9 protein-coding genes and 1 rRNA gene are annotated in these 9,822 nt (G+C 78.9%); 1 reads left to right on the forward strand and 9 read right to left on the reverse strand.

Features of this window, described 5'->3' with window-relative positions:
• Positions 1-37 precede the first annotated feature (37 nt).
• The 6 genes from recN to ACI780_RS17255 form a co-directional block, all read right to left on the reverse strand.
• A complete protein-coding gene (gene recN, locus ACI780_RS17230) occupies positions 38-1,930 on the reverse strand; it encodes a DNA repair protein RecN (RefSeq protein WP_457004465.1) in 1,893 nt (630 codons plus the stop codon).
• Positions 1,905-2,963, reverse strand: coding sequence for an NAD kinase (locus ACI780_RS17235; protein WP_457004467.1), 1,059 nt, complete (start codon positions 2,961-2,963; stop codon positions 1,905-1,907). The genes recN and ACI780_RS17235 overlap by 26 nt, the downstream gene beginning before the upstream one ends.
• 103 nt (positions 2,964-3,066) lie before the next feature.
• Positions 3,067-3,864 carry a TlyA family RNA methyltransferase gene (locus ACI780_RS17240; RefSeq protein ID WP_456872053.1) on the reverse strand — a complete coding sequence of 266 codons (798 nt, stop codon included), beginning with the start codon at positions 3,862-3,864 and terminating at the stop codon, positions 3,067-3,069.
• Positions 3,864-4,022 carry a hypothetical protein gene (locus ACI780_RS17245; RefSeq protein WP_457004469.1) on the reverse strand — a complete coding sequence of 53 codons (159 nt, stop codon included), beginning with the start codon at positions 4,020-4,022 and terminating at the stop codon, positions 3,864-3,866. The genes ACI780_RS17240 and ACI780_RS17245 overlap by 1 nt, the downstream gene beginning before the upstream one ends.
• Before the next feature lie 334 nt (positions 4,023-4,356).
• Positions 4,357-5,463: an HAD-IIA family hydrolase gene (locus ACI780_RS17250; RefSeq protein WP_456872055.1), complete on the reverse strand. Its 1,107-nt coding sequence runs from the start codon at positions 5,461-5,463 to the stop codon at positions 4,357-4,359.
• Positions 5,460-5,891, reverse strand: coding sequence for a tetratricopeptide repeat protein (locus ACI780_RS17255; protein WP_456872056.1), 432 nt, complete (start codon positions 5,889-5,891; stop codon positions 5,460-5,462). The genes ACI780_RS17250 and ACI780_RS17255 overlap by 4 nt, the downstream gene beginning before the upstream one ends.
• 108 nt (positions 5,892-5,999) lie before the next feature.
• On the opposite strand from ACI780_RS17255, the gene ACI780_RS17260 reads away from it, so the two are divergent.
• A complete protein-coding gene (locus ACI780_RS17260; protein ID WP_457004472.1) occupies positions 6,000-7,307 on the forward strand; it encodes a DUF1015 domain-containing protein in 1,308 nt (435 codons plus the stop codon).
• A gap of 23 nt (positions 7,308-7,330) precedes the next feature.
• On the opposite strand, the gene ACI780_RS17265 is transcribed toward ACI780_RS17260, so the two are convergent.
• The 3 genes from ACI780_RS17265 to rrf all read right to left on the reverse strand — a co-directional run bounded on the left by ACI780_RS17265 (position 7,331) and on the right by rrf (position 9,821).
• Positions 7,331-7,690, reverse strand: a complete 360-nt coding sequence (locus ACI780_RS17265) for a single-stranded DNA-binding protein (RefSeq protein WP_089403963.1) — start codon at positions 7,688-7,690, stop codon at positions 7,331-7,333.
• 98 nt (positions 7,691-7,788) lie between these two features.
• Positions 7,789-9,105, reverse strand: a complete 1,317-nt coding sequence (locus ACI780_RS17270) for a hypothetical protein (protein ID WP_457004475.1) — start codon at positions 9,103-9,105, stop codon at positions 7,789-7,791.
• 599 nt (positions 9,106-9,704) lie between these two features.
• Positions 9,705-9,821, reverse strand: a 5S ribosomal RNA gene (rrf, locus tag ACI780_RS17275).
• Position 9,822: the final 1 nt, after the last annotated feature.

Consider the following 9,822-nt stretch of genomic DNA (forward strand, 5'->3'; position numbering starts at 1 on the left):
GGTGGTCCGGCGCCGGTCCCCCGTCGGCGGGCGACGGTCAGCCGCGCGCCGCGGCCGCGACCGCCAGCAGCTCCCGGGCGTGCGCCTGGCCGGTGTCGCTGTCGGTGAGCCCGGAGAGCATCCGGGCCAGCTCGCGCACCCGGTCCTCGCCGTCGACGGCGCGGATGTCGGTGGCGGTGACCCCGGCCGCGGTGTCCGGCGACTTGTCCACGACCAGGTGGGTGTCGGCGAAGGCGGCCACCTGCGCGAGGTGGGTGACGACGACGACCTGGTGGTCGCCGGCCAGCCGGGCCAGCCGGCGGCCGATCTCGCCGGCGGCCTGCCCGCCGACGCCGGCGTCGACCTCGTCGAAGACCATCACCGGCACCGGGTCGGCGCCGGCGAAGACCACCTCGATGGCGAGCATGACCCGGGACAGCTCACCGCCGGACGCGCCGCGGTGCACCGGCCGGGGCGGGGCGCCGGGGTGGGCGGCCATGAGCAGCGCGACCTCATCGACGCCGTCGGGGCCGGGCTGGTCGGGGTGGCTGTCGATGGAGAACGACACCCGGGCGCTCTTCATCGCCAGGCCGGCCAGCTCGCGGCCGACCTCGGCGGCGAACCCGTCGGCGGCGGCGCGGCGGCCGGCGGACACGCGGGCGGCGAGGTCGTCGACCTCGGCGCGGGCGGTGTCGCGGGCGGCGGCGAGGGCCTCGAGCGCCTCGTCGGAGACGTCGAGCGCGGACAGCTTCTGCCGGGCCTCCTCGGCCCAGGCGAGCACGCCGGCCAGGCCGTCCCCCGGGTCGGCGTACTTGCGCACCAGCGTGGTGATCGCCGCCCGCCGGTCGAGGACCTCGGCCAGCCGCGCGGGGTCGGCGTCGAGGTCGGCGACGTACCCGGCGAGCTGGACGCTGACGTCGGAGACGACGGCGACGGCGTCGGCGAGGTCGCGGGCGAGCAGGACCAGCGCGGGGTCGTCGGTGCCGGCCAGGGCGCGCTCGGCGACGGCCAGCGCGGCGGTGGCGTCCTGCGGCAGCCCCTCGGCGCCCAGGTCGCCGGTGACGTCGCCGACCAGCGCCATCCGGGCCTCGTCGACGGCGGCCCGCAGGGCGTCGGCGTCGCCGAGCCGCTTGGCCTGCGCGTCGAGGGCCTCGTCCTCGCCGGGCTCGGGCGCCAGGGCCTCGATCTCCTCCAGCCCGTGCCGCAGCACGTCGGCGGCCTGGGCGAGCTCGCGGGCCTGGCCGCGGCGGCGGTCGAGGTCGGCGGCCAGCTCCCGCCAGTGGGCGTGGGCGGCGCGGTAGGTCTGCAGCAGCTCCAGGTGTGCCGGGCCGGCGTAGCGGTCGAGGGCCGCCCGCTGCTCGGCCGGGCGCGACAGCCGCAGCTGGTCGCTCTGCCCGTGCACGGCCAACAGCCCCTCGGCCAGCTCCGAGACGACCCCGACGGGGACGCTGCGCCCGCCCAGGTGGGCGCGGGAGCGGCCCTCGGCGTTGACGGTGCGGGCCAGGATCAGCGAGCCGTCCTCGTCGGGCTCGGCGCCGGCCTCGGCGGCCCGCTCCCACACCGGGGAGTCCGCGGGCAGCTCCAGCCGGCCCTCGACGCCGGCCCGGCCGGTGGCGCGCACCCGGCCGGGGTCGGCGCGGCCGCCGAAGAGCAGCGTCAGGCCGGTGACCACCATCGTCTTGCCGGCACCGGTCTCGCCGGTGACCACGGTCAGGCCGCGGCCGAGCTCGAGGGTGACGTCGTCGATGGCGCCCAGGCCGCGGATGCGCAGCTCGGTGAGCCGGCCGAGGTCGTGCCGGGCACGCGCGGTGGGCGCGCCGTCGGCGCGGGCGTCCGGGACCGCGTCCGCGGAGACCTCCTCGGCGACCGCGGTGCCGGGCGGGTCGGCCTCGCCGGACCGGGGGCGCCGGGCCCGGCCGGCCCGCTCACGCGTCGGGGTCCGGGGTGCCACCGCGCACCTCCTCTCCGGTCGCCGGGGCGCCGTTGGCCGAGGGGGGCAGCGTGACCACGTCGCGCAGGAGCACGTTGCGCGAGCTGCGCAGCTCGTGGCCCGGGTCGTGCCGGCGGGCGTCGCGGAACCCGTGCACCGGCAGGCCGAACTTCGCTCCCAGCCGGTCGCCGAAGGTGGACGGGTGCACGCGGGCGATGCGCACCGGCCGCTCGGCACGCCGCACGTCGACCCGGCCCCCGACGGGGACGTCGAACGCGCGGCGGCCGTCGGCCGACACGCGCGCGCGGTTGCCGTCGGGCGGGACGGCGACCGACAGCACCGCGTCCGGCGAGGTGACCAGCGGGCGGGAGAAGAGGGCGTGCGCGTTGGACGGCACCAGCAGCAGCGCCTCGACGTCGGGCCACACCACCGGGCCGCCGGCGGAGAACGCGTAGGCCGTCGAACCGGTCGGGGTGGCGAACAGCACGCCGTCGCAGCCGAAGCTGGTCAGCGGCCGGCCGTCGACGGAGATGACGACGTCGAGCACGCGCGAGCGCTGCGCCTTCTCCACGGACACCTCGTTGAGCGCCCAGGTGCCGGCGACGACGGCGCCGGTGGCGTCGAGGACGTCGATCTCCACGGCCAGCCGCTTCTCCACCGAGTAGTCGCAGCGCTCGATCGCGGTGAGGGTCTCCTCGACCGCCTCGGGCTCGGTCTCGGCGAGGAAGCCGACGCGGCCGAGGTTGACGCCCATGAGCGCGGCGTGGCTGTAGCGGGCCAGCTCGGCGGCGCGCAGGAAGGTGCCGTCGCCGCCGAAGACCATCACGATCTCCGCGCCCCGGGCGGCCTCGGCGTCGGCCGGGACGACGTCGGCGCCGGGGATGCCCAGGTCGTCGGCCTCGTCCTCCAGCACGCGCACGGTGATCCCGGCGCGCTCCAGCCGCGCCGCGGAGCTGCGCGCGAGCTCGACGATGTCCTCGCGCCCGGTGTGCACGGCCAGCAGCACGTGCCGGCCACCGCCGGGACGCCACTCGCCCTGGCCGGCCTCGCTCATCGGTCCTCCCCGCCCGGGACCGTGCGGTCCCCGTCGCCGCGGGCTGCCTCGCCCGCCCGTCTCCTCCCAGCGTCCCCTGAGACGCGCCGGTGCGCCCGTGCGGTCACCGCGGCCCCTCCTCGACGGCGCGCACGACGTCGGCCTCCTCGGGGCGCCCCGCGTCGCGGCGCAACCAGAGGAAGAACTCGACGTTGCCCGCCGGGCCGGGCAGCGGGCTGGCCACCACCCCGGCGGTCCCCCAGCCGAGGTCGGCGGCGGCGCCGGCGACCGCGAGCACGGCGTCGGCGCGGGCGGCGCGGTCCCGGACGACGCCGCCGGAGCCCAGCCGCTCGCGGCCGACCTCGAACTGCGGCTTGACCATCGGCAGCAGGTCGGCCTCCGCGGTGGCGCACGCGGTGAGCGCGGGCAGCACCAGCCGCAGCGAGATGAACGACAGGTCGGCCACGACCAGGTCGACCGGCCCGCCCACGTCCTCTAGCGCCAGGCTGCGGACGTTGGTGCGCTCGAGCACCCGCACCCGCTCGTCGGTGCGCAGCGACCAGGCCAGCTCCCCGTAGCCGACGTCGACGGCGACCACCTCCCGGGCGCCGCGGGACAGCAGCACCTCGGTGAAGCCGCCGGTGGAGGCGCCGGCGTCCAGCGCCCGGCGGCCCTCGACGGCGACACCGAAGGCGTCGAGCGCGCCGATCAGCTTGTGCGCGCCGCGGGACACCCAGCGCTGCTCGTCGGGGTCGGTGCGCACGACGACGGGCGTGGCCGGGTCGACCGCGGTGGCCGGCTTAGTGGCGGCCTGCCCGGCGACCGCGACCCGGCCCTCGTGGATCAGCTCGACGGCGTGCTCGCGGGAGCGGGCCAGGCCCCGCCGCACGAGCTCGGCGTCGAGTCGGCTGCGGCGCGGCATCAGAGCTGGTCGATCGTCGCGAGTTCGCGCCTGAGCCGGTCGTGCTCGGCCTCGAAGACGGCCACGTGCTCGGCGACCGGGCGCTGGTCGAGGCCGGCCAGCGCGGCCGCGGTGGCGCTGCCCGGGCCGGCGCCGTCCGGGGCCGCGCTCCCCGGCACCGTGCTCCCCGGGGTCGCGCTCCCCGGGGTCGCGCTCCCCGGCACCGTGCTCCCCGGGGTCGCGCGCTCCGGGACCGTGCTCTCCGGACCGGCGGCGCGCGCGGCGGCGGGGCCGGGCCGCGGCGGGCCCGGAACCGGTCGCGGCCGGATCGGCTCGGTCATGGCAGGGACCTTCCGGACGGGGCGTGAGAGGCGTGACGGCGGGCGTGCGGACGACGGGCCCGGGACGGGGACCGGTGGTGATCCCGGCCCGCGAGACTACCGGCCGCCACCGACGGCGACGGTCCCGCGGACCGGACCGGCGGCGCTCCCCCGGCCGCCGCGTGCGCGGTGCTCACGACCGCACCAGGTCCCAGTCGGTGAGTGCGCGGCGGGCCGCCTCGTCACCGGCCCGCAGCTCGGCCCCGGCCGGGCCGCCCGGTCGTGACCAGGACGCCACGCACAGGGCGCGCAGCCCGTCGAGCCCGTCGTCGGGACCAGGGGCGTCGCCACGGCCGGCGGCGTCCGGGACGGTGCGCAGCACGAGCGCCGCCCCGCCGTCGGCGGCCGCCAGCCAGCCGCCGCAGCGCCAGCCGCCCTCCTCGGTGACGACGGGCGGGTGCGGCACCAGCAGGCCGCCGGCGTCGGGGGCGAGCAGGTCGGGGCGGTGGTCCGGCTGCGCGGCCAGCAGCGTCCCGGGGTCGGTGACGCCGCTGAGCACCAGCAGGCTGGCCGCGCCTGCGCGGTGGCTGCCCTCGATGTCGGTGTCGAGCCGGTCGCCGACGACGAGCGGGCGCCGCGCCCCGGTGCGGCGGACGCACTCGGCGTGCATCGCCGGGTCGGGTTTGCCGGTGACCACCGGCTCGGCCCCCGTGACGCCGGCGACCACGGCCACCATCGCCCCGTTGCCGGGCAGCGGCCCGCGCGGGGAGGGGATGGTGGCGTCGGCGTTGGTGGCCACGTGCCGCGCGCCGCGCCGGACGGCGACGACCGCCTCGGCCAGCTGGGCCCAGCCGACCTCCCGCCCGTAGCCCTGCACCACGGCGGCCGGGTCGTCCTCGGCCCGCTCGACGACGGTCAGCCCGGCCGCCCGCAGCGCGGCCGCGACCCCGGGGCCGCCGACCGGCAGCACCCGGGCACCGGTACCGAGCGTCGCGGCGACGACCGAGGCGGCCGCCTGCGAGCTGGTGATCACCTCGTCGGCGGTGGCCGGGACCCCCAGCTCCTCGAGGTGCCGGGCCACCTCCTCCGGCGTGCGCGAGGCGTTGTTCGTGACGAAGCCCAGGCGCATGCCCGCCTCCCGCGCCGCGGCGAGCGCGGCGGGGACGCCGGGCACCGCGTCGGGTCCGACGTAGACGACCCCGTCGAGGTCGAGCAGCGCGACGTCGAACAGCGCGGCGGGCGGGCGGGGGCTGCCGGCGGCCAGGCCGCCCGCGCCGGCACCGCCCGGTGCGGCGCTCACGCCGCTCCGGGCCCGGAGGCCCGCCGGGCGCGGACGCCGCGCAGAGCCCGCGCGTAGTGCGGCAGGTCCGGGCGCATGGCGACGGCCAGGGCCAGGTGCTCGGCGGCCAGGTCGAGGTCGCCGGCGCGGCTGGCGGCCAGCCCGAGCCCGAAGTGGGCGTAGTCGTCGGTCGGGTTCCCCGCCGCGAGCTCACCGAAGCTGTCGACGGCCTCCCCGTAGCGCCCGGCGTCGTACTGGGCGCGGGCCAGCGCCTCCAGGACGCTGCGGGAGCCGGGCTCGGCCTCCGCGGCCCGGGTGAGGAGGGTGGCCGCGGCCGCGGGGTCGCCGTTGCTGAGCAGGTCCAGTCCCCGGCGGTACCACTCGTAGACGCCGCCCTCGGGCCCGTGCCCGTCGGGCGCCGCCCGTCCCGCGCCTCCTGCTGTCCCCACCGACGTCCTCCCGTCCTCCCGCGGTCCGCCTGCCCCGCCCGGTGCCCGTGCGGGCCCGGGGACCGGACGCCGCGGCGGCCCGGGACGGACGGCTCCTACGATCCCGTCGTGCACTCGTCGCCGCTGGGCTCCCCGCCACACGTCGCGACGGGACTCGACGTCCGGCCCTTCCGGGCCCTCACCTACCGGCACCGGGACCCCGAGCACCTGGCCCGGGTGAGCTCGCCAGCGTACGACCTGGTGACCCCCGACGGCGCGGAACGGCTGGCTGCCGCCGACCCGCACAACATCGTCCGCCTCATCCTCCCGGGCGGCACGTCCGGCGCGGGCACCGCCGGCGCCACCGGCCCCGCGGCGGCCGGGGACGTCGCCGCCCGGGCGGCCGGGACCCTGCACGCGTGGGAGCGGTCCGGGGTGCTCGTCCGCGACGAGCGCCCGGCGATGTGGCGCTACGAGATGCGGCCCGCCGACGGCGAGCCCACGGTCGGCTGGCTGGGCGGGGTGGCCGTGGGCGGCCGGGCGGTGCTCCCGCACGAGGACACCTTCCCGGCCGCCGTCGAGGGCCGCCGGGCGCTGCTCGCGGCGACGGCCACCGACCTCGAGCCCATCGTGCTGGCCCACGACCCCGAGCCAGAGGTGGCCGCGCTGACCGCGGCGGCCGGCGGCGGCCCGCCCGACCTCGAGGTGGTCGACGACGACGGGGTCGCCCACCGGCTGTGGCGGGTGACCGACGCGGCGGTCCTGGACCGGCTGCAGGCGGCGCTGGCGCGCACCGGTGCGGTGATCGCCGACGGGCACCACCGCTTCGCCGCCGCGCAGGCGCTGCACCGCACCCACGCGACCGGCAACTGCCGGGTGCTGGCGCTGCTGACCCCCATGGGCGCCGGCGGCCTGCGGGTCGAGCCGATCCACCGCGTGGTTCCGGACCTGACCCTGCAGGACGCCCGGGACGCCGCCGCGCGCGGGTTCACGGTGACCGACGTGCCCGTCGACCCGGACCCGGCCGCGGTGGCCGTCACCGCGCGGCCGCTCCTCGCGACCCTCGACGGCGGCCTGCTGCTCACCGACGGCCGGCAGCTGCTCTCCCTGTCCGACCCGACACCCGAGGTGCGCGCGACCGTGCCGGCCGAGGCGCCTCCGTCGTGGCGTTCCCTCGACGTCGTCCTCGCCACGACCGGCCTGCTGGGCGGGCTGTGGGGCCGGCCCGACGACCCGGGCTCGGTGCTCGTGGCCCACGACGTCGCCGAGGCGGTGCGGCTGGCCGGCGCGCGGGCGGGTGTGGCCGTGCTGCTGCGCCCGCCCTCGCCCGCCGACGTCGCCGCGGTGGCCCGGGCCGGAGCCCGGATGCCGCGCAAGTCGACGCTGTTCGTGCCCAAGCCGCGCACCGGGCTGGTGCTGCGCCCGCACGCCGACTGAGGGCGGCCGCCGCAGCGGACCCGTCATGCCGTCCGCACCGTCCCCGAGCCCGCCGACCGCGGCACCTTGCGGCCCCGCCGGCAGTTGACCTCGCACACCGACACCGTGCCCTGGCCGGTGCGCCAGAACCGCCGCTGCAGCGCCCCCTCGACCTCGACGACGTCGCCGGCCTCCCAGGCGGCCACCCGCCGCTGCAGGCCCCGGTCGTAGGTGATGCAGGTCAGCACGTCGACCGATGAGCCGCGGGCCCGGGGCTCGGGTCGGCGCACGACGAGCCGGAAGGTGACCAGCGGGTCCCCGCTGGGGAGGGTCCGGTGCTCCGCGGGAGCCGAGAGGCGCCCGCGGAGCACGACGTCGTTCCGGTCGATGACAGCCACGCTCATGACGGCAGCGTGCTGCCCGGGGACTCCCCGGCAGCCACCACGCCCGACCCTGTGGACGGGGCAGGCGGTGTGGACGACGTCGCGGGAACTGTCGGGGGTCAGTGCCCGGGCTCGTCCTCCGCCGGCGGGTCGACCTCACCGAGCAGCTCGGCGACCTCGCGCTCGACGTCCGCGTCGAAGTCGACGTCCTCGACGTCCTCGACGTCCTCGACGTCGGCGGGGACGGTGTCCTCCCCGTCGGCGCCGGTGTCGCCCTCACCGGTGTCGTGGCCGGTGTCGGCCGCACTGTCCTCCGGCCGCTCGGCGGCGCCGGTGGCCGTCTCGTCGGCGGTGCCCGCCTCCGGCAGCGGCAGCTCCTCCTCGCCGAAGGCGACGTCCTCGTCCTCGTCGGGTGCGGCGGCGTCCACGGCCTCCCGCCAGGCGCCGGCAGCCGGGTCCCCCCCGGCGGCGAGGAGGTCGGCGTAGGCGGAGGCGATCCGGCGCGTGCCCTCGTCGGCCAGGTCGACGCCGGTGGGCACCGGCCGGCCCCCCAGCGCACCCTCCAGGACCAGCCGCGCGGCCGCGGCCTCCCCGAGGTCCTGACGGGCGCCGGCCTCGACGAGCCGGAGCTCGACGGTCTCGGCCGGGTCGGGCTGGTCGGCCAGTGCCTCCCGGACCAGCCGCAGCGCGACCTCGGGCCGTCCCAGCGCGCGCTCGCAGTCGGCGAGGACGGCGCGGTACCCCTCGTCGCCGCTCATCCGCCGGTAGGCGCGCAGCTCGCGCGACGCCTCGGCGTAGTCGCCGGCGTGGTAGGCGGCCACGCCCACCGCCTCCCGGACGACGGCGATGCGCGAGGCGCGGTCCCGGGCCGCTCGGGCGTGGCTCAGTGCGAGTTCCGGGTCGTCGTCGACCAGCGTGCCGGCGACGACCAGGTGGCGGGCGACCTTCTCGGCGTTGCGGGAGTCCAGACCGCGCAGCGAGGCACGGATCGCAGGGTCGAGTTCCCGCGCGTCGGCCCAGTCGGGGAGGTCCGGCCCGGGCGCGACCGGCGGCGTGCGGTCCCGGTCAGGCCGGGGACGACGGTCGTCGGTGGGACGACGGTCGCGCCAGCTGCGGCCGCCCGCGCGGTCGGCGGGGCCGCCGCGCTGCTGCGGACGTGCTCCGCCGCTGCCCGGGCGGCCACGCCACCCGGTCCGCTCTCCGGTCGGGTCGGGTGCGGACCGGTCGGCCTGTGGCCGGCGCTCCCGCCACTCCGGGCGGGCGGCGGACTCGTCCCGACGGCGCGGCCGCGCGCTCCCCTCCCAGGACCGGTTGCTGCGCGCGGCATCGCTCGCAGGACGCCGGTCCCGGCGATCGCCGGCGACCGCCTCGCTCCGCCGCCCGCGCTCCTCGCCCGCCGGCGGGCGCCGATCCGCGGCGGCACCTGGACGTCCCATCCCGCTGCGCCGGTCCTGCCAGGAGCCCGACGACCGGTCCGCGGCCGGACGCCGGTCGCGCCAGTCGCCCGTGGGGCGGTCACCGGTCGTCCGGCGGTCCTGCCGGTCGTCGCGATCGCGGTCGCCGACGGGACGGCGGTCCCGCCAGTCGCCGCCGGACGTCCTCCCGGCCACCGGGCCGCCCGAGCGCTCTCCCGGACGCCGGTCGCCGGAGCGGCTGCTCTGCCCGCCGCGCGGGGACCAGTCGCCGCCCGAGCCGCGCCCACCCTGCCGGCCCGCACGGTCCCCCGCGGTCCGGGGGTTGTCGGAGGTCCCGCGACGCGGCCCACCGGACACCCCGCCACGACGCTCCGCCCCGGCGTCGCGTCCACCCGTAGGGCGTCCCTGCCGGTCGTCCCGGCCCGCACCGGCCTGGCCCCGGCCACCGCGGCCGTCGTCGCGGCCGCGCCCGGCGGACCCTCGTCGGGGAGAAGTCATGTCGTCCTGAGTACCTCGGCGCTACGGGCAGCACTCCTGGGAGCGCCACGAGAAAGGTGCAGAAATGGGCGAGGACGGGAGTCGGAGCCCATCGGCTCCGACTCCCGTCCTCGTGAATGGTTGTCCGGCGGTGTCCTACTCTCCCACCCCGTCTCCAGGGCAGTACCATCGGCGCTGAGAGGCTTAGCTTCCGGGTTCGGAATGGGACCGGGCGTTTCCCTCTCGCCATGACCGCCGTAA

Source organism: Geodermatophilus sp. SYSU D00814 (assembly GCF_054050055.1).

Coding starts and splice junctions, on each gene's coding strand:
- ACI780_RS17270 (WP_457004475.1), bottom strand. CDS start 9,105: ATGGGACGTCCAGGTGCCGCCGCGGATCGGCGCCCGCCGGCGGGCGAG.
- ACI780_RS17235 (WP_457004467.1), bottom strand. CDS start 2,963: ATGAGCGAGGCCGGCCAGGGCGAGTGGCGTCCCGGCGGTGGCCGGCAC.
- ACI780_RS17240 (WP_456872053.1), bottom strand. CDS start 3,864: ATGCCGCGCCGCAGCCGACTCGACGCCGAGCTCGTGCGGCGGGGCCTG.
- ACI780_RS17265 (WP_089403963.1), bottom strand. CDS start 7,690: ATGAGCGTGGCTGTCATCGACCGGAACGACGTCGTGCTCCGCGGGCGC.